Source organism: Ruegeria sp. BF7 (assembly GCF_056538605.1).
The window spans coordinates 73,389-97,052 of sequence record NZ_JBQFTM010000007.1; the positions used below are offsets into that span (position 1 = coordinate 73,389).

The 23,664-nt window shown below is 57.8% G+C and carries 37 protein-coding genes; 24 read left to right on the top strand and 13 right to left on the bottom strand.

Annotation, left to right across the window (positions count from 1 at the left end):
• Positions 1-147 precede the first annotated feature (147 nt).
• From ACR0IK_RS15295 to ACR0IK_RS15355, 13 genes are all read right to left on the bottom strand, one after another.
• Complete coding sequence (locus ACR0IK_RS15295; protein WP_480642096.1) at positions 148-663, bottom strand: hypothetical protein; 516 nt, start codon at positions 661-663, stop codon at positions 148-150.
• A 10-nt stretch (positions 664-673) separates the two neighbouring features.
• Positions 674-1,015 (bottom strand): ASCH domain-containing protein, encoded by a 342-nt coding sequence (locus ACR0IK_RS15300; RefSeq protein ID WP_480642097.1) that lies wholly within the window; start codon positions 1,013-1,015, stop codon positions 674-676.
• 115 nt (positions 1,016-1,130) lie between these two features.
• A complete protein-coding gene (locus ACR0IK_RS15305; RefSeq protein ID WP_480642098.1) occupies positions 1,131-1,349 on the bottom strand; it encodes a BrxR family helix-turn-helix transcriptional regulator in 219 nt (72 codons plus the stop codon).
• Positions 1,346-2,398 (bottom strand): phage Gp37/Gp68 family protein, encoded by a 1,053-nt coding sequence (locus ACR0IK_RS15310; protein ID WP_480642099.1) that lies wholly within the window; start codon positions 2,396-2,398, stop codon positions 1,346-1,348. The genes ACR0IK_RS15305 and ACR0IK_RS15310 overlap by 4 nt, the downstream gene beginning before the upstream one ends.
• Before the next feature lie 10 nt (positions 2,399-2,408).
• Positions 2,409-2,603, bottom strand: coding sequence for a hypothetical protein (locus ACR0IK_RS15315; protein WP_480642100.1), 195 nt, complete (start codon positions 2,601-2,603; stop codon positions 2,409-2,411).
• Between the two features lie 57 nt (positions 2,604-2,660).
• Complete coding sequence (locus ACR0IK_RS15320; RefSeq protein WP_480642101.1) at positions 2,661-3,671, bottom strand: DUF2303 family protein; 1,011 nt, start codon at positions 3,669-3,671, stop codon at positions 2,661-2,663.
• Positions 3,672-3,710: 39 nt separating this feature from the next.
• Positions 3,711-4,130 (bottom strand): hypothetical protein, encoded by a 420-nt coding sequence (locus ACR0IK_RS15325; protein WP_480642102.1) that lies wholly within the window; start codon positions 4,128-4,130, stop codon positions 3,711-3,713.
• 53 nt (positions 4,131-4,183) lie between these two features.
• Positions 4,184-4,696 (bottom strand): hypothetical protein, encoded by a 513-nt coding sequence (locus tag ACR0IK_RS15330; RefSeq protein ID WP_480642103.1) that lies wholly within the window; start codon positions 4,694-4,696, stop codon positions 4,184-4,186.
• 11 nt (positions 4,697-4,707) lie between these two features.
• Positions 4,708-4,989 carry a hypothetical protein gene (locus ACR0IK_RS15335; RefSeq protein ID WP_480642104.1) on the bottom strand — a complete coding sequence of 94 codons (282 nt, stop codon included), beginning with the start codon at positions 4,987-4,989 and terminating at the stop codon, positions 4,708-4,710.
• Positions 4,986-6,575 carry a DNA cytosine methyltransferase gene (locus tag ACR0IK_RS15340; protein ID WP_480642105.1) on the bottom strand — a complete coding sequence of 530 codons (1,590 nt, stop codon included), beginning with the start codon at positions 6,573-6,575 and terminating at the stop codon, positions 4,986-4,988. Before ACR0IK_RS15340 ends, ACR0IK_RS15335 begins: the two co-directional genes overlap by 4 nt.
• Positions 6,572-7,072 (bottom strand): hypothetical protein, encoded by a 501-nt coding sequence (locus ACR0IK_RS15345; RefSeq protein ID WP_480642106.1) that lies wholly within the window; start codon positions 7,070-7,072, stop codon positions 6,572-6,574. The genes ACR0IK_RS15340 and ACR0IK_RS15345 overlap by 4 nt, the downstream gene beginning before the upstream one ends.
• Positions 7,069-7,284, bottom strand: a complete 216-nt coding sequence (locus ACR0IK_RS15350) for a hypothetical protein (protein WP_480642107.1) — start codon at positions 7,282-7,284, stop codon at positions 7,069-7,071. Before ACR0IK_RS15350 ends, ACR0IK_RS15345 begins: the two co-directional genes overlap by 4 nt.
• A complete protein-coding gene (locus ACR0IK_RS15355; RefSeq protein ID WP_480642108.1) occupies positions 7,284-7,421 on the bottom strand; it encodes a hypothetical protein in 138 nt (45 codons plus the stop codon). The genes ACR0IK_RS15350 and ACR0IK_RS15355 overlap by 1 nt, the downstream gene beginning before the upstream one ends.
• Positions 7,422-7,670: 249 nt before the next feature.
• Here ACR0IK_RS15355 and ACR0IK_RS15360 point away from each other — a divergent pair, with 249 nt between their 5' ends.
• From ACR0IK_RS15360 to ACR0IK_RS15475, 24 genes are all read left to right on the top strand, one after another.
• Complete coding sequence (locus ACR0IK_RS15360) at positions 7,671-8,006, top strand: helix-turn-helix domain-containing protein (RefSeq protein WP_480642109.1); 336 nt, start codon at positions 7,671-7,673, stop codon at positions 8,004-8,006.
• A 225-nt stretch (positions 8,007-8,231) separates the two neighbouring features.
• Positions 8,232-8,807: a helix-turn-helix transcriptional regulator gene (locus ACR0IK_RS15365; RefSeq protein WP_480642110.1), complete on the top strand. Its 576-nt coding sequence runs from the start codon at positions 8,232-8,234 to the stop codon at positions 8,805-8,807.
• A gap of 55 nt (positions 8,808-8,862) precedes the next feature.
• A complete protein-coding gene (locus ACR0IK_RS15370; RefSeq protein ID WP_480642111.1) occupies positions 8,863-9,489 on the top strand; it encodes an acyl-homoserine-lactone synthase in 627 nt (208 codons plus the stop codon).
• Positions 9,490-9,600: 111 nt separating this feature from the next.
• Positions 9,601-9,840 (top strand): hypothetical protein, encoded by a 240-nt coding sequence (locus ACR0IK_RS15375; protein ID WP_480642112.1) that lies wholly within the window; start codon positions 9,601-9,603, stop codon positions 9,838-9,840.
• A 147-nt stretch (positions 9,841-9,987) separates the two neighbouring features.
• Positions 9,988-10,515 carry a DUF1937 family protein gene (locus tag ACR0IK_RS15380; protein WP_480642113.1) on the top strand — a complete coding sequence of 176 codons (528 nt, stop codon included), beginning with the start codon at positions 9,988-9,990 and terminating at the stop codon, positions 10,513-10,515.
• Positions 10,512-10,781, top strand: coding sequence for a hypothetical protein (locus ACR0IK_RS15385; protein WP_480642114.1), 270 nt, complete (start codon positions 10,512-10,514; stop codon positions 10,779-10,781). The genes ACR0IK_RS15380 and ACR0IK_RS15385 overlap by 4 nt, the downstream gene beginning before the upstream one ends.
• Positions 10,781-11,581: a DNA-methyltransferase gene (locus ACR0IK_RS15390; protein WP_480642115.1), complete on the top strand. Its 801-nt coding sequence runs from the start codon at positions 10,781-10,783 to the stop codon at positions 11,579-11,581. Before ACR0IK_RS15385 ends, ACR0IK_RS15390 begins: the two co-directional genes overlap by 1 nt.
• Entirely contained in the window at positions 11,578-11,964 is a 387-nt protein-coding gene (locus ACR0IK_RS15395) for a hypothetical protein (protein ID WP_480642116.1), read from the top strand. Before ACR0IK_RS15390 ends, ACR0IK_RS15395 begins: the two co-directional genes overlap by 4 nt.
• Positions 11,961-12,323, top strand: coding sequence for a hypothetical protein (locus tag ACR0IK_RS15400; RefSeq protein WP_480642117.1), 363 nt, complete (start codon positions 11,961-11,963; stop codon positions 12,321-12,323). The genes ACR0IK_RS15395 and ACR0IK_RS15400 overlap by 4 nt, the downstream gene beginning before the upstream one ends.
• Positions 12,320-12,982 carry a hypothetical protein gene (locus ACR0IK_RS15405; protein ID WP_480642118.1) on the top strand — a complete coding sequence of 221 codons (663 nt, stop codon included), beginning with the start codon at positions 12,320-12,322 and terminating at the stop codon, positions 12,980-12,982. Before ACR0IK_RS15400 ends, ACR0IK_RS15405 begins: the two co-directional genes overlap by 4 nt.
• 168 nt (positions 12,983-13,150) lie before the next feature.
• Positions 13,151-13,732: a hypothetical protein gene (locus ACR0IK_RS15410; protein ID WP_480642119.1), complete on the top strand. Its 582-nt coding sequence runs from the start codon at positions 13,151-13,153 to the stop codon at positions 13,730-13,732.
• Complete coding sequence (locus ACR0IK_RS15415) at positions 13,729-14,541, top strand: hypothetical protein (RefSeq protein WP_480642120.1); 813 nt, start codon at positions 13,729-13,731, stop codon at positions 14,539-14,541. The genes ACR0IK_RS15410 and ACR0IK_RS15415 overlap by 4 nt, the downstream gene beginning before the upstream one ends.
• A gap of 170 nt (positions 14,542-14,711) precedes the next feature.
• The gene (locus ACR0IK_RS15420) at positions 14,712-15,134 is read left to right on the top strand and encodes a hypothetical protein (protein WP_480642121.1); all 423 of its coding nucleotides are present in this window, start codon (positions 14,712-14,714) and stop codon (positions 15,132-15,134) included.
• A 39-nt stretch (positions 15,135-15,173) separates the two neighbouring features.
• Positions 15,174-15,623: a hypothetical protein gene (locus ACR0IK_RS15425; RefSeq protein ID WP_480642122.1), complete on the top strand. Its 450-nt coding sequence runs from the start codon at positions 15,174-15,176 to the stop codon at positions 15,621-15,623.
• A 3-nt stretch (positions 15,624-15,626) separates the two neighbouring features.
• Positions 15,627-17,375: a terminase large subunit gene (locus tag ACR0IK_RS15430; protein ID WP_480642123.1), complete on the top strand. Its 1,749-nt coding sequence runs from the start codon at positions 15,627-15,629 to the stop codon at positions 17,373-17,375.
• Entirely contained in the window at positions 17,368-18,711 is a 1,344-nt protein-coding gene (locus ACR0IK_RS15435; protein WP_480642124.1) for a phage portal protein, read from the top strand. Before ACR0IK_RS15430 ends, ACR0IK_RS15435 begins: the two co-directional genes overlap by 8 nt.
• The gene (locus ACR0IK_RS15440) at positions 18,708-19,445 is read left to right on the top strand and encodes a head maturation protease, ClpP-related (RefSeq protein ID WP_480642125.1); all 738 of its coding nucleotides are present in this window, start codon (positions 18,708-18,710) and stop codon (positions 19,443-19,445) included. Before ACR0IK_RS15435 ends, ACR0IK_RS15440 begins: the two co-directional genes overlap by 4 nt.
• Positions 19,446-19,515: 70 nt before the next feature.
• The gene (locus ACR0IK_RS15445) at positions 19,516-20,757 is read left to right on the top strand and encodes a phage major capsid protein (RefSeq protein ID WP_480642126.1); all 1,242 of its coding nucleotides are present in this window, start codon (positions 19,516-19,518) and stop codon (positions 20,755-20,757) included.
• Between the two features lie 73 nt (positions 20,758-20,830).
• Positions 20,831-21,448 (top strand): hypothetical protein, encoded by a 618-nt coding sequence (locus tag ACR0IK_RS15450; protein WP_480642127.1) that lies wholly within the window; start codon positions 20,831-20,833, stop codon positions 21,446-21,448.
• A gap of 10 nt (positions 21,449-21,458) precedes the next feature.
• Positions 21,459-22,049: a head-tail connector protein gene (locus tag ACR0IK_RS15455; RefSeq protein ID WP_480642128.1), complete on the top strand. Its 591-nt coding sequence runs from the start codon at positions 21,459-21,461 to the stop codon at positions 22,047-22,049.
• A gap of 2 nt (positions 22,050-22,051) precedes the next feature.
• The gene (locus ACR0IK_RS15460; RefSeq protein WP_480642129.1) at positions 22,052-22,435 is read left to right on the top strand and encodes a phage head completion protein; all 384 of its coding nucleotides are present in this window, start codon (positions 22,052-22,054) and stop codon (positions 22,433-22,435) included.
• Positions 22,419-22,856 carry an HK97-gp10 family putative phage morphogenesis protein gene (locus tag ACR0IK_RS15465; RefSeq protein ID WP_480642130.1) on the top strand — a complete coding sequence of 146 codons (438 nt, stop codon included), beginning with the start codon at positions 22,419-22,421 and terminating at the stop codon, positions 22,854-22,856. The genes ACR0IK_RS15460 and ACR0IK_RS15465 overlap by 17 nt, the downstream gene beginning before the upstream one ends.
• A gap of 14 nt (positions 22,857-22,870) precedes the next feature.
• On the top strand, positions 22,871-23,260 hold the full coding sequence (gp17, locus tag ACR0IK_RS15470) for a tail completion protein gp17 (protein WP_480642131.1): 390 nt from the start codon (positions 22,871-22,873) through the stop codon (positions 23,258-23,260).
• A 2-nt stretch (positions 23,261-23,262) separates the two neighbouring features.
• Positions 23,263-23,664 carry a phage tail tube protein gene (locus ACR0IK_RS15475; RefSeq protein WP_480642132.1) on the top strand — a complete coding sequence of 134 codons (402 nt, stop codon included), beginning with the start codon at positions 23,263-23,265 and terminating at the stop codon, positions 23,662-23,664.

Here is a 23,664-nt window from a genome sequence, read left to right on the forward strand (position 1 = left end):
CTCATGGGCGCGGGCTTTTTCCCGCAGGCTGCGCGGGCTTATGTCGATGCCACGCTCGGCCAGAACGTCACACCAATCCTCGGGCGACTTGCCGTTGTCGATTATGAACGATCCGGTGGGTGGCATCATGGACATGGGGGAGGTTCCTTACGCCTGCGTCGCTTCGGAACTAGTGGCGCGCCACTGCGCTTCACTGTCGCCTAGTCGAAAGTCTAGTTCGGCCTCTGTCTCGGGTGACAAGTGCATGTCCTTCACCAGTTCCAGATAGAGCCAATTCCACCAGTCGCGGATTTTCAGGTTCGGATGCTTGTAGCCAATGATTTCGGCTGCGTGCATCAGGTGCAGTTGGAAGTGGTGCGGCAGTTCGTCGAGGCTTTGCAGGTAGCGTTCTACGACGGCGTTCATTTGCGCTGTCCAGTCGTGGTCCAGACCCGGAGGCCATTCGTAGCTGGGGCCGGTGAATGATCCGCCGCGCGGGTCATATGGGTTCTCGAAAACGTTGTGATCCAATGCGCCCAACAGAACGCAGCGGCGAAACCAGCGGATCAGGAACTTGCAGGGGTGGTACTTCGCAACGCCATCCGGGCCGCGCACCGCTGTCAGCAGAACCGTTTGCTGCATGCATGTGAGTTTGTGGGTCCATTCTTGTGTGACAATTGGCATGTTGTTGTCCTCAATCCAGATACTTGAATTCGATACGGTTGACCGGCTCGGTCGGCTCGCAGCGCTTGTGGCTGGCCAGAAACTCAACGAATTGCTCGGGCGTCCAGTCGGGAAAGCCTTCGCGGATCACGTCAGCTTGCGTGATGGCGTTCAGCGGTTCGCGGCGCACGGACACAACTTCGATCAGACACAGCCGTTCGATCCGTTCACCCTTGCGCAGCCCCATGGCCTTCTTGACGCCGTTGAGCCGATCACCGGGTTTCAGAAACCACCAGCCGAACCGGCGTGTCACGTCCTTGCTGCGGTCCTGGACTTGGCTTGTGGTCATGGCGAAAGAGATATTGCGGGGCATCAATGGCGGTCCTTTCAGTTGGTGCGGGATCCGCTGTATCGAACGGCGCGGATGGGGTGGTAAAACGCCTTCCAGAACGGCGGCAGGAAGTCATAGAGGATCGCTGGAATCGGGATCATGTGCCTTGCCCCTTTTCGGTTGTGTTGACGTAGGATTTGCGGCGGTTGTCGTACTGGACCCAGCCCGTGTTTGATGCCTGGAAGGCCGTCAGGTCATGTCCAGCCTGCACTGCGGAACAGCCGAATTTCGCGGTGATGTGGCGGCGATTGATGAAGCCATAAATCCGCAGCATTTCGCCAATCCAGTTCTGGCGCTGTTGGGCGTACCAGTTCATGCCGCTGCCCTCTTGGGTGTCTGGTTCCATTCCTGACCGTCCAGCAGGCGACCAGCCTTTTCCTTGGTTGTCCGGCGCATCAGGCAAACCCGCTCGCCGTGAAAGCCGGTGCCGCCTTCAAGGTTCAGGATGGCCCATCCGGGTCGGTCAGCTTTGGAATAGTTCGCGCGCCAGTCAGGATCTTCCTTGTCCCGGTCGATTTCAACGGACCACACTCCCCACTGTTTAAAGAAAAACGCCGTACCAGCGGCCTTGCACTGGTCCCGTAGGCTGCGCGCCCAATCCGGGTGCATGGGGCGCGCGTTCGGGCCGCTTTCACCGCCGCAGATGACCTGATCAATGCAGGGTCCACCGCGTTCCAGTTTGCTAAGGCCGGGGCTGTCGTGCCATTTGGTTCCGGCCAGCCAATTTGCGAAATATTGCCCGTTGCAGACGTTGGACAGATCAATCGGCCCCAACAGTGGCTCAGCACTGATGAAGCGGATCGCGGCGGGCGCGGCCAGCAGATCGGGGATGCGTTCTTCAGCGCGCTTCTGATCTTCGACCGACACGCCAAACCAAACGTTTTTCAGTGGCCACGCAGGCTTTTGTCGCGCGGCCCAGAGGTCCAACGCAATGCCTGCGTTGTAGACTGCGCGCCATCGGTGCGGCCAGCTTAGGTATTCCCGCATCCGATCTGCACGCTTGGTCAGCACCTGAAATGTGTGCTGAGGGCAGGCGACCATGACCGCAAACACCCAATCGATCCACTCTTCTGGCATGTCTTTGTGGAACAGATCGCCCATGCTGTTGACGAAATAGGTGGTGGGCGTCCTGCGCTTGAGCGGGTCCAGCAGAACATTTTCAGCCAATGTCAGTCTGCCGGTGAACACGGGCTTGCCGTTCGCCAGTTTGGCGCTGCCCCAATATTGCGGCGTTTTGGGGTTCTTCGACATGCGATAAGCCGCGCGCATGGCGTAGCAGTTGGTGCAGCCGGGGGATGCCAGACTGCAGCCCACAATCGGGTTCCATGTCCGTTCCGTCCATTCGATCTTGGTCAGGTTGCTCATCACGCGGTTCCTATTGTGTTGCTGGTCTTGGTCGCTGCCGAGGCACTCGGTTCATGGTCAGGACGTAATCAACGCCGTCGATTTCAGCGATGACCGCGACGGTTTCCGGGTTGAGAACAAGAATCTCTTGCGGCAGCTTTCCCGAGGTCAGGGGTGTAAGGGCATCGCAGACCTTCACGGCTGGGGGGATGAGTTTGTGTGTCATGGTGGTCCTTCTTGATGTCCGTCGCTGGCCCCTGTTTCCAAGGGCCAGAAAGAGAATTCAGATTTCGGGGGATCCCATGAAGGTTGGCAGTCCGGTTTCCTCGGTTGCCTGTTCAACAGCTTCTGTGAATGCCAGTTCGAATGCCTTTTCGGGGTTGTAGACCGACAAGATGAACTTCACCTGCCCGCCAATCTTGCGATACCGGAACCGCACCGGCATGCGGAAAGGTGCGCCGCCCATGAACACCGGAATCGCGATGATGATCAGGTTTGGGATGTTCAGCGGCTTGCCGTCCGGTGCCTTGTGTTCGTTCAGGAACTGCACCTCTTGTTCGCCGGTGTCCCGGTTGGTCTTGACGGTCAGATTGCTGGTCTCATGCACCTGAAACTGCTTGGACATGGCCAGCAGTTGGGTAAGTTGCCCATAGCGTCCTTCAATCTTCTGGGCGGTTTCAATCAGGCGGGTTTCCCAAGGCTGGATCTTGTCGCTGATGTTGCCCTTCAGAATGGCGGGGGTGGGGTCGAACACGTCTTTAGCCTGGGCTTCGATAAACTCGCCCATTTCGTCCTTATCCAGCGGCTGGCCTGAAATGCCCATCCACGCCTTCCATTCTTCGGACAGCGGGAAGCTGTAAACCGCCTTGTGGTGGCAGTGGCGGGCGCTGGGGTCGCCTTCCTCGTTTTCGACATCGACCGGGCCGCTTGCATGATAATCTGCAATGCAGGTCAGGGTTGGGGCCTTCATGTCCGGTTTGGCGAACAGGGCGGATGTGTCGCCCTTGAAGCGGTTGGCCCATGCGATGATGCTGGCCAGATCGTCAAAGCGGGCTGTGCCCTTGCGTCGGGCGGGCTTCAGGTATTCCGCCGCTTGCCGGTGGTAGGCGGTCAGGTCTTCAACGCGCCGTTTTTCCGGCAGCGAAACAAGATGTGGGTCGGTAAAGGTTGTGCCGCCAACACTATCTGGGTGCGCGATTTGTTCGGCCAAACCGATGGTTTCCATTACTTCGCGCATGGTTTCTGCCGGGTTTTCCGTTACCGAAATAACGGTGTTCTGCTTTTCTCCTGCCATGGTCAGTTTCCTTTGATTGGCGGGTTGAGGTTTTCGGGGTTAAACGTCGCGCACTTCGCCCGTTTCCGGGTCGTGCGGGGTGACGTCACGCACGCCGCTGTGCATGCGCTTCATCATTGGGCTGTACAGGGTCATCTGCCCGTTCTGGTCCACATAGGCCCCGGCCTTGCTTGCGGGCTTGGTGGGTTCCTTGAATGCTGCGCTGGCGCTCATTCCCAGATCGCCTGCGCCGTTCAGTTCGTAAGACACGGTCAGCGTGAAAGAGCCTTTGGCCGCTTTCTGGCCGTACTCTTCAATATGTTCCTGCATCTTCTGCAGCAGCGCGCGGTGATCGCTCTTGAATTCCTTGATGAAGTCGCCGCCGTCAAACAGCGTCAACATCTGTTCAAGGCCGTGGATGGCGTAGGGGTCGCGTTCTGCGATGGTCTGTGCCTCATCGGTGTTTTTGCGTTTGGTCATCACGTGACGGTTCCTTTCGGTGCGGTTAAAGGGTGGTTGTTTCAGTGATGGCTTTAGGCTTCGCATTCCCGGAAACCAAAGGCGTCAATCACAGCGCTGCCGTTGAGAAAAATGACGCGCTTTCTTTCGTGGGCTGGTCCAGCAAGGAACCACTGGCCCAGATCGGGACTTCCCAGCAGGTTGAAGGCGTAGTCCTGCTGAACGGCGGCAGATGCGATGGCACCGCGATAGCTGAGCGCGTGAAAGCCGAACCGGGCCTTGCGGGAAACGCATACGTTCTCATGGCTCAGAAATACGGTGCAGGATGAAATGCAACTGCCGCGAATTTCCACGGCGTCCACCTTGTTGCGCTTGCGGACATATTGCCGAACATAGCCGCCATCAGACCATGCGGAGCCGGGTTCAATCACAAGCCGTTCGGCGTTCGCCGCAGGGGCAAAAAGCACCAGCAGCAGGAAGGCCGCAATTGCTGCCAACAGAGCCAGCAGGGCCGTTGATGGGCTGGCGTCGATGCGGTTCTGTTCAAGCGGGCCGCGTGCGGCATTCGATATGCGAAGGGCTTGCATCGTGGTTCCTTTCAATTGCGGGGGCGGGCAATCCGCCCGGTCCATGCGTCGAACTCGGTGCGCATGATCTGGAATCTTTGTTGGGCGGCGCTGTCGCTGGACAGGTCGCGGCGGCTTTCGATCTGGCAGGCTTGCCGCAGGTATTCGGCGGCGGCGCTGGCGTTGAAGGTTTCGGATGGTGCGCCGCAGCGGGTGGCCGCGAAGCGTTGGAACTGTGGACAGTGGCAGAGGATGCCAGCCTGTGCGGGCAGCGACATTTCAGCGAACGGGGTGCGGCGCGGGTGGTAGGTCATGCGGCACCTGCCTGTTCGATCAAATGGGCGCAGTTGGCGCGGGCCAGCGCGTCGGCGATGTCCGGGGGCACGCTGTTGCCACACATGCGGGTCTGCTCTTTCTTGGTCATGCGTGACCCATCCGCGCCCCGGTCGATTTCGTATGTGTCAGGGAACCCCTGCGCCCGGAATTGTTCGCGGGCTGTGAGCATCCGCATGCAGATGTCGGTAATGGCGTAGGTCGCCCCGTTGATTTCCACTGTCACCAAGCCGAAGCGGTCTTTGGTGGTCAGGGTGTGAAGGGGTTCGTTTGCAACCTGTCCTTCGCCTGTCCCGTAGTATTTGTGCAGGAAGGCTGCGACCAAGGCCCCGTGGCCACCGCCTGCGCAGATGGTTGGGTGCGGGTCGTTCAGCTCGCGGGCGCTGCGCTGGGTGCCGTGCATGTTCATCAGGTGCGCGGCTACGATCTGCTGCTGTGCCCCTGTCGTGGTCAGTGTGGACAGGGGCGCTGTGGCGGGCCTGCCTGACAGGTTGACGTTGTTCGGCCCTGCATTGTGTTGCGCCAGAAACGCGGCCACCAAGGCGTGCTTTGCGCCGCCCGCAACCATTGTGCCAATGGGCTTGTCCAGACCGGGGACGCGTGGAGCCTGGCCCTTGCGTTCTCCGTAGCCGGTTTGAATCAGTGTCGGCACCACAAGCGCGTTCTGATCTTTGATGCTGGCCGTCACGGTATGCAGTGGATCAACTGCGGATCTGCTGGCACCGCCGTGCTGTCCATAGGTGACAAAGAACGGTTCTTTCGCATCGATGACATAGCGCTGTATGCCGCGCGCAATGCGTTTCAGGGTGTTCTTTGCCAGCGGGCGCTTGGGCGGGTGCTGGCCATTGGCCTTGCCCCATTCCTTGGCCTGTTCCGGTGTCAGAAAGATGGACGGGCAGGGGATTGACCAGTCGATGATTTCCGCAGCGGTGCGCCACGGCAGCAGCTTGCCGGTCTGTACCGCCCGGCTGTTGGGGTCGCCATGGGTCGGCTTGGGCCAGACAATGGGGCGACCATCGCGGCGGGCCACCATGAAAAAGCGTTTGCGAATGGTGGGTGCGCCATAATCGCAGGCGCGCAGTTCACGCCACTGGACCTTGTAACCGGCTTTGCGCAGGCGCTTGACCCACAGTTCATAGGTGGTGCCTTCAAGCCCGCTGATAGGCTTGCCAGCGTCACAGATTGGACCCCATGTGCGGAACTCTTCAACGTTTTCCAGCAAGATGACATCGGGCTTTGCCTCTTCGGCCCATTTGACCACAACCCACGCCAGATCACGGATGTTGCGGTCTCGGGGTGCGCCACCTTTGGCCTTGCTGAAGTGCTTGCAATCCGGGCTGGCCCAGAGCAGGCCAACGTGTCGGCCCTGTGTGACGTTCAGCGGGTCCACGTCCCAGATATTGCTATCCAAGTGGATTGTCTCGGGGTGGTTGGCCTCATGCATGGACAGGGCGCGCGGGTCGTGGTTGATCGCCACATCCGGGCTGCGGCCCAACGCCATTTCAATGCCCGTGCTGGCCCCGCCGCCACCGGCAAAGCTGTCGATGATCATGGGCAGTTCGTTCATTTCGCCCACCGTGCGTTGGCTTCTGCGCGTCTGAGGTGTTCAAGCTGCAGGCGCTTGTTGTGGTGACAGACCAGTTTGTCAGCCTCGGTGCGCAGGTGGTGATTGTGCCGGGGCCGGATCGAGACCTGTTCTATGGTGAATTTCATGTCATCCGCGAACGCCTTGGCCTCGGGGTGGGCGTAGACTTCCCAATGTGCTGCGGCCTCAACGCGCGGCGTGGGCGTGGTTTTGGGGATTGAGACCTCTACCGTTTTCATCTGGCCGTCTGGGCGGCGCAGCAGTGCGTAAAGCTTGAACGTGGCCACGGGGTTTGGTTGCGCGGGTGGGCCTTTCTTTCCATGAGTGGCAAAGCTGCGCAGCCCCGTGGCGGACGTGGCCCACCGACGAATTCGGGAAAAGTGGCCAGAGGCGGCGAGCAGCGCGCCCCTGACCAGTAGACCGGCATACAGGCTGCCGGTTGAGGGGGTCATACGGTCGAAATTGATAGGAAGGTTCAAAACAGCGACTCCTGCTGGGCATCGCCTGGGCGGGCGACGGCAACGGTTTCGAGAACAAGGAACTGCGCGTCGTTTTCGCGGGACAGTTTGGCTGCGTCGGCCATGGCGTCATCAAAGGTTGAATACCGCGCACGGGGTTCGGTTTTGGAATGTGGACCGGTCGGCTTGCGGCAGACCATCCAGAAGCGGGCGAATTTGGGCAGGGCAGACATCACGCGCCCTTTCCCGGCAGCGCGTCGATCAGGATCAGCGGGGCCGGTCGGGTCTGTCCGATCAGGTTGGCGTGATCTTGGATTCGCTCTTTGAGCGTCCGTCCCGCACGGCGGGATGTCTCGCTCTGATCTTTCAATGGGGCAAGTTCCTGCTCAACTTTTCGTTGAGTGCCTTGGGGCTGGAAACTCTTTGTTTTTATGGCTCGGCTAGGTGTCAATTTCTATCCTCCTATCAATAAGGATATCTTGTAGGATATTTGATTATCCTAAACAAGCAAAAAAATATCCCCACTCGCTATAAATGGGGAGTGCAGAAAACTACACGTTGTTTTTGTTGGGGTATTTCCTTAGTATCTTTTAGGTCCATAAGGTCGAGGGAATAGGTTGTGGATTGGAATCGAGTTCGCCAAAATGTTGGCTTGCGCTTGCAGAAAGCGGGTCTGAACCCAACCTCGGGTTCCGAGGCCATTGGCTTATCCAAGCATACCCTCAACAAGTTTCTTGATGGGCGTAGTGAAAAGCTAAGCCCGGATAGCGTTGAAAAGATAATGACGTTCTTTGGCCTTGAATTTGAGGCCGAACTTGAATTTGAAAACCCGTTTGATGAAGGTCGGAAGGCGCTATTGGCTGAAGCCTATCGCGCTAGCCCTCATGAGGTTTACTGGCTGCTGGAACAGATTCGCCGTCGCCGGATCGATAATCCTGAAGCTGAGTCGAAATGAACTCGATTAGGGCGCTGTCGCCGTGGGCAATCAATTGAATAAGCTTATTCTTTTGCTTGTCTAAGTAAGGTTTGCTGGTGCTCATATTCCGTGCCTCGGGGTGACAACTTTAACGTGAAATTCTTTTTGCTGGCAATGCATACCAGCACGATCTTGCAATAAGCAACCCGGCGCGCTAGGATATTTGCGTATCCTAAAGGGGGTAAACCGTTGTTTGAGAGGCTTTTGAGCGCATCAAAAGGATATGCGTTTGTTGTAGGTAGGACGCCGGAGGCACCGGAGGTTCTTTTGAGTGACTACCCGGATGAGTGGTTGGTGCGTTACTTTGAAGTTGGTTTGTTTAGACATGATCCAATCTTTCAGGCGGGCAAAATTTGCGTTGCGAACAAGTGCGCTGCAATGATTGTGGACAAGTCTGCAAACCCCGAGTTTTTTGCTGAAGCTGGGGCCTTTGGAATCGGAACAGACAAGGTGATTGTCAACTCAATCGGCGGCAACAAGTTGCTTCTTGGTTCCATGGCTGCGGCCAGCGAAATCGAAACCTTTATAGACATCGTGAAGTTGGATCATATGGACTACCTGATAGAAAAAGTGGATGGCCTTACGGATCGCCAAAAAGAGATTCTGGATCTGTTCGATTGGGGCATGACCACAAAGCAGGCAACGTCTGATTTGGGTATTACAACCAGCGCCATCGACCAGCATAAGCGCCGCATCGTGGATGCATTGGGCGTGTCCAATTTCAGCGCCGCATCGTCGGCCTATGCTGTCTATAAATGGTCGGGGTTAATGCGTAATTGACACGGTTGGCGCGGCATATAGCCTAAAGACACTCAACTTTAAGGATAGGGGTGTCATGCAAGCCGTCGTCTTAACATTCGACAATTTGAACAATCAGGGTGATGATTTTGCCCAGATGTTTGCGCTGCGCAAGCGGTTGTTTGTCGATCAAATGCAGTGGGATATCCCGCATACTGAACAAATCGAAATGGACCAATACGACAACATTCACGCAGTTTACGTGTGCGTGAAGGTCGATGGTCGCATTGTTGGTGGAACCCGGTTGCTGCGTACTGACGCGCGGGTCGGCGGTTACACATACATGGTCAAAGATGCCCACGTGGGAGTTCTGCCGCCGTTTCCCCCGGATATCGCCGAAAGTGAACCGCCAGCGAGTGCGGATGTGTTTGAGGCCACGCGGTTCTTTGTGGACCCTGGACTGGATGGGCGCGAACGCAATGAAGTGTTGGCCGAGGTGGCGCGTGCCGCGCATGACGCCGTGCGCGACCGGGGAGGGCGGTCCATTATTGCAATCATGTCGCCGGGGTTTCTTATCTGGTTCAAGCGGTTGGGGCTGGTTGCCAAGCGGGCTGGTGCGACCTTTCGGGTTGCAGGTGACGCCATGTGTGTTTTGACGATTGGTGTTTCTCAGCAGCCCCTAACTGATCTGGACGAAAGGCCAAAGTCAGCCGTCTTGGTCTGACGGGAAATTTTTTTGCTTGATGAGGATAACTGAGTATCCTACAAGATACTTATGTTTAAAAAACTTGATCCCCTTCCCTCTGTGCGCTTCGCCAAATGGCTGAGGCGCACAATGGACGAACTGGATTGCACGGCTTACGGGCTGAGCAATTTCATTGACGATGGGGCGCATTGGAAGCGGCTAATAAGTGAGGCGATGAAAACCACGAAGGGTTCCCGCATTGCTTATGACACATGCTCGACCATTGGCCGCGCGTTGGTTCAGTACGGTGCGGAACAACGTGGCATCGCCGTCACTCCGCCCGATCCGTTTGCTCTTGACGATGAATCTGAAGGGGAGGCGGGCGAGTGACTTGGTTGGGGCGCATAGCCTTCCAGCGACTCCATGGCCGAAGTGTCGGGCGTTGTAGCGCAACCGGCGCGCAGGCGCAAAAGAACGGTTACCTCCCTGAACTTGGCGCGCGGCTTCGGTCGTGCGTCTTTTTTCCGGGGTTGGCATATGTCTGACATCGCATCGCCTGACATGAATTTGCCTGCCGGTCTCTGTTGGTCGCATACGGCTTTTGACGATCTGGCAAAGGCCGGGTTGTTCAGCTACGGCTTGTCGTTTTCTGAAATCGTTGCCGAGTGTCGTGGGCGGTTGTGCTATCTGGCCACGCCCTATTCCAAGCTTGCTGTCGATGACAGGGGCGATTGGGATTTGTCGGCGTCGGTGGAATGCTCGGTGCGGGCGGCGCGGTGTGCGCGGGCTTTGGCGGCGGCGGGTGTCACGGCTGTTTCTCCAATCGTGCAGGCGGTTGAGATGGTTCACGCAGATATCATCCGCCAAGAGCTTGACCCGCTGGATGATGATTTCTGGACAAACTGGTGCGCGCCGCTGCTGCGGATGTCGCACGTGGTCATTGTGCCGGATCTGCCCGGTTGGGCGGAAAGCAATGGCGTTTGGGCCGAGGTGCGCGCGGCGCTGAATTCGAGCCGCCGCGTTTTCCTGATGAATGTGTCTGAGACTTTCGAGGGGGCCAAATGAGTTTTCACGATCAGAATGAAAACCAGATTGAGGAACAATTTGTCAGCGCGCGGGCTTGTCGCAACCTTTGGGTAGGTGTGCTGCTGGAAATGTACAGACTGGCCTTTCATCCCCGGTCGGCGGATCGAGCCTTTGAAATCCAGCAGGCGCAGAACTGGTTCGGAACCAAGGATTTCGCCATTGTCTGCGAGTATGCCGGGTTAGACCCGCACTGCGTTTGGGAAGGCGTTCAGCCGTACTTGGCCTGCGTGCGCGGGGTGGCGTGATGGGCATTCAGCGCGAAGTCACCATTGGCAATTGTCGCCTGATCTTGGGCGATATGCGCGAAGTGGTGCCGCTTCTGAGTGAGCGCGCAAAGATGTGCATGTCTGATCCGCCGTATCGGCTGACTGCAGGCGGCGGAAAAAGCACCTTGGGCGGAATCCTCGGTGCTGACGCGTATGACAACTCGGGTGAGTTGTTCGATATGGTCGAGTGGGGCGATATGGCCCCGCTAATCCATGGTGCATTGGCGGACGATGCTAACGCAGTCATCATGACTTCGGATCGAGAGGAATCGAAAGCGCGCTTTGCGTTTGAAAACACGGGGTTTGGCTTTCATCGCCTTTTGGTTTGGGACAAGATCACAGCCACGCCAAATAAGTTCTATATGCCGAACTGCGAGTTTGCCCTGTTTCTCTACAAGGGGCGCGCACGCCGCATAAACGACTGCGGGTCGAAGGCCAAAATAACCTGTCCGCAAAAAGACGTGTCTCATCTGTACTTGGCGGATGACGTTCCCGCCGATGAGCGGCGCGCGCACGCCACAGAAAAGCCTGTTGCGCTGATGTCTTATTGGATTGGCAATTCTACCGATCCGGGCGATCTGGTGATTGATCCGTTCATGGGGGCCGGGTCCACCATCGTAGCGGCTGCTCTGACGGGCCGCGCGGCCATCGGCATCGAGAAAGACCCGAAGTGGTTTCATGTCGCCTGCGCGCGGGTGGCTGAGGCGGTCGAACGCGGCCCGATTGGGTCTTTGGCCAGCGCGCCTGTGAGGCCACAGCAGGGGGCTTTGGCGCTATGACGGTGCTGATACCTCATTCCTCAAATGCCGTGGCACGGCATTCTGAACCAGAGGATTTCCGGTCGTTCGCCCACAAGGAATTGGCGGTGCATTCGCCTTGGCAGCAAGGCATTTGCTTTCTGCCTGAATGTGGTCGTGTGTTCGAGCCTAGCCGCAGTTGGCAAATCTATTGCTGTTCCGAGTGTGAGCGCAAAGGGCGTGCCGAGTTGCGCAAGTGGGGTCATCGCATGGCCCTGCCAGCGCTGATCTGGCGCATGGGGAAATATGAACGGCAGGATGAGGGCGTCATTGATCTGACGCGGGCGGCACGGCGTCACTTTACGCAGGTCCAATCCGCATTTCTGGCGGATCGTCGGGCAAGAGCAAGCGGGGTGATCAGATGAACTTTGGCGCAGAAATCGCCGTTTGCGATCTGGTGGAAGGTGCCCACTATTGGGCCAAGTTCCCGGATCGTGAGTGGGGTGTTTGGCATTTCAGGGAAGGCTTGATGCTGAGCGACATGGGGGGTGGTTTTCGCCCCGATCAGTTCGATCACATCGTCGCGCGCGTCTTTACCCCGGAAGAGGTGGACGCGCAGGATCGTGCCCTGACGCGCTTGCGCAGTACGTTGTCGGCTATCTCGGTCGAGGTGGCCTATTCTGCGGAGACCTTGGAAGAGGCGCGCGAAGCAATCGCCAGCGTTGCCCGTCTGGCCAATGCGGCGTTGGATGGTGCCGGTGCGGCGTTTGGGGGTGCCACGTGAACGCCCTGACGCCATCCTTGCAGGCCGTTGCGCCGGTCGATTTGGACCGACTGGATGACTACCCGATTGACCCGGATGCGCGCCTGGACTCGCACGGGTTTGTTCAATGGGAATTTCGCCGGTGGCTGAGTTCTGACATGCGCTGGAATGGCAGTCATGAATGCAAGTCCATGTGGTTCGAGTTGGTCAATCTGGCTCATGGCGAAACGCCGGTCGGCACCTTGCCGAACGACATGAAGCGACTGGCGCGGATGATCCAGCCGGTTGTTGACCGCGATCACTTTGAGAGCCTGTGCAAGCTGGCATATGGGCCGTTGCACGGCTGGCGGCTGTGCCGGTGTGGCGATGAGGTCCGCCTAATGCATCCTGTTGTCACGCGTATCGTCAAAACTGCGTTTGCGTCTCGGGCAAACCATGCCGCGCGCGTCGAGGCAGCGTCACAGGCGCGCAAGCTGCAGCGGCTGACTGAAGACATCGCGCAGATAGCGCCTAAGACAGCAGAGGATCCGCGCAAGGTTCGCTGGATCAGTGCGTTCATAGATGATCGCGTGTCGCAGCGTGGTGGTCAGCGCAGAACGGCTGAAGACCTGCATGTCGCGGTTCAAGCCTGCATCGCTGAAATCAAAACCGGGAAGTTCCCGGAAAAGCCTGAAAGCTAACGTCTCACAGTGTCGCGCAGACACTAACAGACGTTGTCAGACACTAACTTAATGTCGCCATCGATAAGGACAATGACATGAAATTATATGGAAAATTGGCGCTGGTGTGACGCAAGCGACGGGCTTGCCTGTGGATAAGTCAGGATTTGCTTAGAAAGGGGTGGGACAATGGAAGGGCAGGAACTGAGAGACGGAAAGGCGCGGGTCAGGCGGTGTCTGATCGATCCTTTGATTGGTAAGGGGCTGGTGCGCAGGCGCGGCCAGAAGTTGGAAGATCATGAGCGGTTTCTGTCCAGCTTAGAAGCGCGCTTGTCCTATATGGTGGAAGAAAAGCTGTGGGCCTTGGCTGAGGTTGTCGAGGTCTATGCAAGTGGGCCGCAGAAAAACACATGGCCTGCTGAAGCTTCGATCATGAATTGGGCGCGGCTGTTGCAGATACCACCGGCCAGTCAAAGCCGGTTGGTGCGCACCTATCTGCAGTCCGAGGCGGGCAAGGCTGCGAAGTTGGGTGGCTATCTGGTTGAACTGTTCTGGTATCTGAAAGCGTTCGGTGCGCCGCCCAACACCTATTCCATGGAAAAGATCAGGTCAGAAGCTGAGGCGAACAAGGGGCGGCGGGCACGCATCCAGCGTGAAGCGGATGCGGATTGTGCAAGCCCGTCTGATCTGCGGTGGGTGCAGCAATACATGGATGTCCGGCGCGTGTGCCTGGATATCATCAAGGCAAAGGCAGAAGGGGCAGAGGCATGAAGGTAGGCGTTGAGGCGGTTTGGGATCGAGTGGAACGGCGCGCGGATGCGTTTGAGGCTGAGGCGCGGCGCGTGGCCGAGGTCAAGGCAATGGGGTTTGTTCCTGCAGATGTTGGTCCGGCTATCCCCGAGGCCCCGGCGCGCGGCCCGGTGCAGACGTTTCATCAGCTTGAGTCCTATCCCGATGGTGAGCGTGGGTTCGCGTTCAAGCATGGCGGGTTCGAAGGGCGCAAGACGATGCGTTGCGCAGATAGCTTTGATCTGATGGCGGTGAAGGCAGCGCGGCACAAGAAGCCATCGCCCTTCAATTCGGCGCAGGTGGCAATGGGCCGGTTCTATCGGGATCTGGTTGAGAAGCACGCGAACGCGGGCGTGAAGTGTTCGTCATTGGAGAGTCTGTCGCAATCCAGCGGCGGGCGCGGTGGTGACTTCATGGATGCGGTGTTGTGGGACCGTCAGCAGATCGAAGTGCTGCGGCGGCGCATTGGCGATAAGTCGGCTATGGTTGTGCGGCGCATTCGTCCGTCTGAACGTGGGTCGCGCGCTTCGATCATGGATCGGCGGTTGGTGGACTCGGTTTGTCTGCAGGATATGACCATCAGTGATGTGTTGCGGGCGCATGGTTGGGTGCGGTCGGGTCAGTCGGCGCAGGGCAAACACATCAAGGCATTGACCGAGGCGTTGCGGTTGGCGCTCAACAGGATGATGGGGCCGAAGTCTAAATCTATACAGGTTGGTTTGTTCGGCGATGAGTTGTTGCCTGATCATCTGTTTGTGGATGAACGGGGCAGGGTGTGCGCCTTTGGTTGAAAAAAGATGTTGACCGTTAGTACGTCAGCACCCTACTAAATATGCATCATCAAGTATTGCGCCCGCTGCCCTGCAGTTGGGCGCTTTTGATTCGATGTAACTCCACACAATGAGGTTGGCTATGCGCTGCATCGGGGAAAGCCCGGTGGTCTGGTCGGTTCGGTTGCGCTGTGCCTAAGAAGCCTTGCGCGCATCCGGGCTGTTCCAGACTGATTGATGTTGGGTCGGTCTACTGCCCAACGCACGCGGTGCAGGACAAGCGGGACCGGGGCAGGTCAGCGGATGCAAAGCGGGCGGATCGCCCATCTCGCAAATGGTACAAGCGCAAGGCGTGGATGGGCGAGGGTGGACGGCGTCTAACCCAGCTTGCCAAGGAACCGCTATGTTGCATGTGTCCACCGCATTCGCGGCAGTTGGCAACCATCGCTGACCACGTGGTTCCGCATCGGGATGACTATTCGCTGTTCTGGTTCGGTGAACTGCAGTCGCTCTGCAAGTCCTGCCACGACATCAAGAAACAACGGATCGAACGTCGGGCCGGTAGGGGGGGATCAAAAGTTCCCAACCCACAGGCACGGGACCGGCGTGGGTAATTGGATTTTTGCGCACGTAAGTTTTAGGGGGGGGGTCTCATGACCGCTACACCATCTAGCATGGAACGGCTGGTCACCCTTCTGGGCGGTTGGCCTGATCACTTCGAAGATACAGAGACAAAGCACGGTGAAAGCCTTTTGGAAGTTCTACGCCGTGAACGCGTCTTGGATGAAGCGGTTTTTGGTCAGGTCATTCGGTATGCAACGCACCGCGCTGCTTTTGACCGGCTGTCGGCTGAAATCGCCACCGAAGAATTCCAGGCGTCGGATAGCCACTATCTTTCGGGGAAAGAGCAAAGCCGGGCCTTCCATGAAAACAAGCTGTTGATATTGGAACGCGAACTGCTGGCCACGCCATATGCCCGTGCCAAAAACGGCATGAAAACACAAACGTCCTTCATGGATCTGCTGGATGCTCAGCCGAAAGAAGAGGACAAGCCGGGCAAGGTCATGCCGTTCAGGCCGATGGCAAAGAAACGCGGCAAGTGATCAATGCTTGATACATCGGTGGAAACTCCAATTACACTGCGGGCGCTGGATTGGGTTGAAGATGTTCTCTCGAACAAGGTCCCGAGTTGCAAGCGGATCAAGCAGGCGTGCAAACGGTTTCGCAAGGATCTGAAGCGGGCCGGGACAGATCAATTTCCGTATGTCTTCGATTTGGAAGCTTCGGAACACATGTGCGCGTTTATGGAAGCTCTGCCCCACATCGAAGGGGCATGGGCCGCACGGGGCGAGACGATCAGCTTGCTGGGTTGGCAGGCGTTTCTGATCAGCCAGATCGGCGGTTGGCGGCACACCGTCACTGGCCTGCGCCGGTTCCGCACGGCTTATATCGAGGTGCCCAGAAAGAACGGGAAATCCACGCTTCTGGCTGGTGTTGGTTTGTATTTTCTTGGGCCGGACGGTGAGCCAGGTGCAAAGGTTTATTCGGCGGCGGCATCTACGCATCAGGCGCGTATTGTGTTTGACGCAGCGCGGGTCATGTCCCTGACCGGGCGGGCTGAAGGCATGGCGCTGGATGAACTGTTGGGCCTGCACGTCGAGGAACACAAGATCAAGACGGCGGACCCGGCGGCGGTGTTTCAGCCGGTCGCAAGCCAGACCAAATCGAAGGATGGTAAGAACCCGCATTGTGCAATTGTCGATGAGTTGCACGAACACGAAAAGCGGGATGTCTGGGATTCCATGGCCAGTGCCTTGGGTGCGCGCGAACAGCCATTGCTGATTGCGATCACCACAGCGGGCTATAACACTGCAGGTATTTGCTACGAACAGCGGAAATATCTGCAGAAGATTCTGGACGGCACCTATGAGGATGACAGCTATTTCGGGTTGATCTTCGAAGCGGATGAGGGTGACGAACCCGGCGACGAACTGACTTGGGCAAAGGCTAACCCGTCCCTTTATTCGGCCAAATCTCTGCAATACATGCAGGATGAATGGCGCAAGGCGTCTGCCAGCCCGGCTGCAATGGGTGAATTTCTCCGCAAGCACTTGGACATTTGGACCAGTGTTGGCGCATCGGCCATCGACATGGCGGCGTGGCGTGAAGCTGAAGAACCGGAAATGCGGTTGGAAGATTACACCGGGCGCAAGGCTTACATCGGCGTCGATCTGGCGACTCGGAATGACCCGGCCAGCGTTACGGCGGTTGTGCCGGATGACAAGTTGTTCCGGGTGTTCAGTTGGCATTTCCTGCCTGAAAAGGTGGTCGAGGCGGCGGGCAATGAACACCTGTGGGGCTGGACCAAAGAGGACTACATTTTCACGACACCGGGCGCGGAACTGGATCTGCGCATTGTGGAAGCGCTTGTCATGCAGCTTGCGGGTGTCGGTGATGGTTCGTGGGGTTGGGCGGACATTCCGGCCTTAGATGTCGAAATGGTAATTTATGACCCGATGTTCGCGGCGCAGATGGCGGCGGCATGGGAAGCGGCGGGCATCGACGCGGTCGAGCTTCGGCCAAGGGCTTCGAACCTGAATGAGCCGTTCAATAAGCTGATCGCGGCGGTCGATGATCACCGCGTTGTCAATGATGGCAATCCGGTTCTGACATGGATGGCGGGCAACACGCTGCTGAAGCAGGTTCAGGGTGGCGATTTCATCTATCCGGCCAAGCTGGCACCTGAAGACAAGATCGACGGGATCGCGGCGCTGATCAACGCGCTGTGGCCACTGAGTCAGGTTGTCGAAGAGGAAACTAAGGGCGAAGTGACGCAAGGATTTGTCAATGTTTGAATGGCTGAGAGGGACACAGGCAAAGGCAACTGAAGCGCCGCGCGCTGAGCCAGTTGTTGCTGCGCCATCCGAACCCGCGCGCCTGCCGGTGAACCTGCAGTCATCGGCCAGCGCTGAGGAATGGCAGGAATACTTCGGGTTCCTGCAGGGCAATTCTGTTTCGCGCGATTCCGCGATGAAGCTGTCTGCAGTGTTCGCGTGTATTTCTCTGCTGTCGGGAACCATTGGCACGCTGCCCGTGCGCGTCATGGGGCGCGGTGAAAAGGGTGGTAAGGTTGAGCAGGGTGATCATGGTGTTCACTGGATGGTGAACCATGAGCCGCACGCGATGTATTCGCCTGAAGTGTTCTTTGAGAGTGTCGGCGGATTGTCCTTTCTGGATGGCAATGGATATGCCGAGATCCACAGAAACGGGCGCGGCGATGCCGTGAGTATCAGACCGCTGTTGGATGCGACGGTTAAGCCTTTCGAGCGCAGAGGGCGGTTGGCTTATAGCATCACAGAAAACGGCGACACGTTCGGCAAGGATCAGGGTGACGTCCTGCATTTCCGGGGATCTCCAACCATGCGCGGCCATGAGGCGCTTTCACCGCTGAAGGTGCTGGCCCGGTCTATTGGCATTGGACTGGATGCGGACGTGTATGCACAGAAGTTCTATGAACAGGGCGGCGCGCCTAGTGGATACATCACCTACGACGGCAAGGTGAGCGAGCAGATTGCAGATGAGGTCCGGCAATACTGGCAGCGCAAGATTTCCGGTGTGCAGAATGCGCACTTGCCTGCTGTGCTGGCTGAGGGTGGCAAGTTCGTGTCGCTGATGACGGACCCGGAAACGGCGCAGTTGTTTCAGTCGCGGTCGTTTCAGGTGCTGGATCTGGCGCGGGCCTTTGGCATTCCACCGCATCTGATCGGTGAAACCGACAAGTCCACCAGTTGGGGAACAGGTATCAACGCCCAAACAACGCAGTTCTACATTCTGGGTTTGCGCCGCCACGTGAAGCGGTTTGAAACCGAACTGACGCGCAAGCTGCTGACGCGGGATGAGAGACTGGCGGGCATGGCGATCAAGTTCAATCTGGACACGTTGCTGCGCGCCGATCTGGCTGCGCGCTATGACGCGCACAAAATTGCCGTTGGCGGTACTCAACATCCGGGGTGGATGACGGTGAATGAGGTCCGCGAACTTGAAGGTTTGCCAAAGCTGGATGACCCGGACGCCGAAAAGTTGTTCCGTCCGGTCATCAAGTCGGGGTCCGATGCGGGCGACTCCGGTGAAGACGGCGGCGCGCAACCGCCCGCGCCACAATTTCAGCCATCGCAAAGGGATGAGACATGAAGTTTAAAGAAATTCTGGCCCGTGCGCTGCAGGCCAATGACAAGAAACGTGTGGGCCTTCAGGTTCGCGCCATGGATGATGCTGGCAGCGAAGTTGAGGTTATGCTTTATGACGCCATCGGCTATTGGGGTGTCACGTCTGCTGAATTTCGCACCGAACTGAACGGGATCGAGGCGGATGTTATTCACCTGCGCCTTGATTGCCCCGGTGGTGACGTCTTCATGGCCCGCGCGATGAAAACCGCGCTTGAGCAGCATTCGGCGCGGGTGGTCGTGCATATCGATGGTGTTGCAGCGTCGGCGGCGTCCTATCTGATGATGGCTGGTGATGAGATCGAAATAGCGCAGGGCGCGCAGATCATGATTCACAATGCCTGGGGCTGGACCATGGGGGATACCCGCGAACACCAGAAGGGTGCGGATCTGCTGGCGAAGATCGATGGTGGAATTCGCCGCGACTATGCCGACAAAACAGGAAAGCCTGATACGGACTTCATCGAACTGATGAACGAAGAAACGTGGTTTGAAGCGGATGAAGCCTTGGAGTTGGGCTTGGTGGACCGCGTCTATGACAAGAAGGACGGGGCCAACAATCGCTTTGATCTGAGCATCTACAAAAATGCCCCGAAGAAAACGCCACCGGCCCCCGCGTCGGATGATGGCGAAAAAGCTGCGGCGGCGCTTCGCGCCGAGCAGATGCGCAAGCTCGAATACTTCGAGCGCACTGCGCCCTGACCTGCGGCGCGTCCGCAACCAACTGAAACCCGCCCGGCCTTGGCCGGGTTTTTTTATGGAGAATGGGAAAATGCCCAAGACCATTGCCGAGCTGCGCAAGCAGCGTGACGCGCTGGCGAAAAAAGCGCGGAACAATCTGGACGAAAACACCGGCGCTTTCGATCCGAAAGTGAATGACGAAATCTATGCTGACATCGAACGGATCGATGCAAAGATCAGAGCCGAGCAGCAGCAGCTTGACCTTGAAGCGCGCCTGCAGTCCGAAGCCGATGACCCGGACACCCCGGCCCCGAGTAATGGTAATCAGGTGCAACAGCGTCCGGGTGACGAAGTTCGCGCGCAGGTTTTTGATGCTTACGTGCGTGGTGGCGAAGCGGCGGTAAACCGTCTGCCGGAAAATGTTATGGCTGAATACGCCCGGCAGGTTCAGAATGCGCAATCCACTGGCGTTGACAGTGAGGGTGGCTATCTGGTCCCGACGACGTTTAGCGGTGTCCTGCTGGAAGCCATGGCGTCCTTTGGTGGTGTCCGTTCTGTTGCGACCATCGAGTCGACCACGGGCGGCGAGGCCATGCAGTGGCCGACGGTCGATGAGACGGCGGAAGAAGGTGAATGGCTTGCCGAAAACGGACCAGCGACTGACGGCGATATCACCTTTGGCACCACCATGATTGGCGCGCACCTGGCTTCGTCTCGTGTGGTCGCTGTGCCTTTGGCGCTGCTGCAGGATGCTGGTATCAGCAACCTTGAGCAGCGTATTGGTCGTATGCTGGCCACGCGCCTGTATCGCACGACGAACAAGGCGTATACGGTGGGTGACGGCACGGGTAAGCCGACCGGGATTGTGGGGGGTGCTGATCTGGGTCACACCACTGCGACGGGCCTTGTTGATAGCTTCGCGTGGGATGATTTCACCGAACTGGAACACTCGGTCGATCCGATCTACCGCCAGAATGCAGAATGGATGTTCCACGATACCGTTCTGAAGTCCGCGAAGAAGATCAAGGATCTGGATGGCCGTCCGATCTGGGTTCCCGGCGTCAGCGGGTCCGCGCCTGCGGAAATCAATGGATACGGCTACACCATCAACCAAGACATGGAAGAACCTGCGGCGGGCGTGGATTCCATGCTGTTTGGTGACCTGTCCAAGTACATGGTCCGCGACGTGATGGATGTGACGCTGTTCCGGTTCACTGACTCGGCCTATGCGAAACGCGGTCAGGTTGGCTTCATGGCTATGCTGCGCACCGATGGCAAGCGCATCGCTGCAAACGGCAAAGCCTACAAGCGTCTGCGCCAAGCGGCTTCCTGATCGGGGCTAACATGACATCCTGCCGCCCGCCTGATCGGGCGGCAGTTTTCATCTAAGAGAAAGGGCGCTGACAATGGCGGCGAAAAAGAAAGCAGCATCCGTTGCGGATGCGGGCAAGATCATCGTGGCATTTGCGCTGCGCGATGCTTTTGAGGGTGAAGGTGACGAAGCTGTCAAAACGCTGGCGAAGGGGCAGCGGATCGATTTGCCGGAAGATGAATTCAAGGCGTTGGCAAAAGACGGCTTCGTTGTTGAGGGCAAATTCGTGAAGATGATCACCGGCGTTGAAGGTGGCCGGTATAGCCTGAAGCCTAAAGACAATATCTGGCTTGCGCCTGAAATTTTCGAAGCGTGGAAAAAAGAGGGATATTGCGTCCTGTCGGATGAAGATCCGGGCATCGGTGACGTCCTGAAAGACCGCGAGGCTGCGGCGCGCGAAGCGCTGGCCCGGTGCGGGGAACTTGAAGGCCAACTGCAGGAAGTAAGCCTGCAGCTTGCAGCAGCGCAGGCGCAGGCTGTGAAGGTTCGTGAACTGATCGAGCCGGAGCCTGATAGCGGCAATGTGCTGGGCGATGAGGCGCAGGCGTTGCTGGCCGAGGTCATCGCCCTGATTGAAATGTTCCCCGAAGCGCTGGAGCCGTCGGAGAATGGTGAAGGGGGTTCAAAAGAACCTGAACTGAAACTGAACTGAGGCTCGCGCCATGTGGTTGGAACGGATTTCTGGCGGCAACGTCAACCTGATTGATCGGGATGACGCGAAGGCGCATTTGCGCTTGCTGGAAGATGACTTTGACGCTGAAGTTGATCGCGCCATTGCTGCCGCGACCACGTATCTGGATGTGGATGAAGATGGCTTTGGCGGGTTGGGTTTTCCCTTGATCAGCCAGCAATGGTCATCCAAGGCAAAGGCGTTTGCGCCTGCTGTGCTGCGTCTGCCATTCGGTCGGGTGACTGCCGTTAATGAGATCCGTTTCATCGCTCAAGATGGGGCTAATGGGACTGTTTCGGCTACGGACTACATTTTGACCCGGTCGGGCCGGGATGCGGTTGTGGCGTTGTTGCCCGGTAAGGCATGGCCAGCGGTGGCGGATCGGTCAGATTCCGTGGATCTGCGGTTTACGTCTGGTTTCGCCGATGTGGCGTCTGTCCCGGATGACATCAAGGCGGCGGCGCGTTTGCTGGTTGGGCATTTCTTCAACAACCGTGAGGCCACTGCGGCGGGTAGCGTGCCACGGGAAATCCAGTTGGGTGTTGAGCGTCTGGTTGGGCGGTATCGCCGATTCGGGGCCTGATCATGGGTCTCGGCAGTCAGGAATACAATCGACGAGTCGGCTTTGAACGCGAAACCGATGATCTGCGTAATGGGTTCAATGAACCTGTTTCGGGCTGGGTGCGTGTCGGTGAGACCTACGCCAAGCGCGTGGATATCAAGGATCTGGAAAAGCTGAGTGCCGGGCAGGAAATGGCTGCTTTGTCCGCGCGCTTTACCGTGCGCAGTACGGCCATGACGCGCGCCCTGACGCCTGCGCACCGTTTGGTGCTGTCGGGTGCCTGGGATGCGCAGGGCAAGCTGGTTTCGGGTGAAGTCTGGGATATCGACGGGGTGAAAGAGGTTCCCGGTGAATTGCACGCTCAGATCGAAATCACCGGAGTGCTGAGCCGTGAAAACCAAGTTTAAGGTTGAAGGCTTCAAAGAGCTAGAGCGCGCGTTGATGGACTTGCCCAAGGCAACTGCCAAGGGGGCCGTGCGGCGGTTCTTGAAAAAGGCGTTGCTGCCCGTCGCTGAGGCGGGCCGCGACAATGCCCCGGAACGTGAGGGTGGACTGAAGGCCAGCTATGGCGTCGGCACCAAATTGAACAAGCGCCAGCGCAAGCTTTCCAAGAAGGAAAGCGAGGTCGAGGTTTACGCGGGCGCGGATGATCCGGCAGCAGTGCAGACCGAGTTCGGAAACGAACACCAAGATGCACAGCCGCACCTGCGCCCGGCATGGGATGCGCTAAAGCTCAAGGTCCTTGAGTCGATCAAGGAATATGCGTGGGCGGAAATTGAGAAAACAGTGGCTCGCTACAAGAAGCGGTTGGCCAGAAAGGCCCGGTGATGGAAGAGGCATTGATGGCGCTGCTGTTGGGGCACGCGCCCCTGCAGGCGGTCGTGGCCGACCGCGTTCATTGGATGCGCAAGCCGCGCAGCGTTGCGGGTTTCCCCTATGTGAACCTGCAAGTCATTTCTGACCCGCGATCCTACCACATGAAAGGCCAGTCCGCGCTACGGTCCACGCGCGTGCAGGCTGACATATGGGCAGAAACCTATGCGGATGCTGAGGCCGTGCAGCGGGTGCTGACCGACTTTCTGTCGGGCTATAGGGGCGCGCTGAGCGGCGTGAACTTCCAAGGAATCTTTATCGGTGGGGAAAGAGACCTGACCGACAAAACAACAGGTGAGGAACGCCAGCTATTCCGCATCAGTGTTGATCTTGAAATTAGCTGGAACAAGGAGACCTGAGAATGTCAGACGCTCAAATCGGCTTTGGGTCCGATTTTCTGCGCGGGGCTGCAACTGTCGGTGAGGTGACGAGCATTGGCGCGCCATCGTTGAGCCGTGACGTTGTTGACGCCACGCATATGAAGTCACCCGATGGCTGGCGCGAATTCATTGGCGCGCTGAAGGATGGCGGCGAAGTCACTGTTGAAATCCAGTCAAAACCGTCAAGCGCGGCCTATCAGGCTATGGTTGCGGATTTCGATGAGGCTGATCCGCAGGCGTACACGATCCAATTCCCTGATGGTTCTAATTGGACGTTCAACGCCCTTATCACTGGTCTGGAAACCTCTGACCCGCTGGATGACAAGATCACCACGTCGGCCACGTTCAAGATCACCGGCAAACCCACATTTGCGGCGACGTGA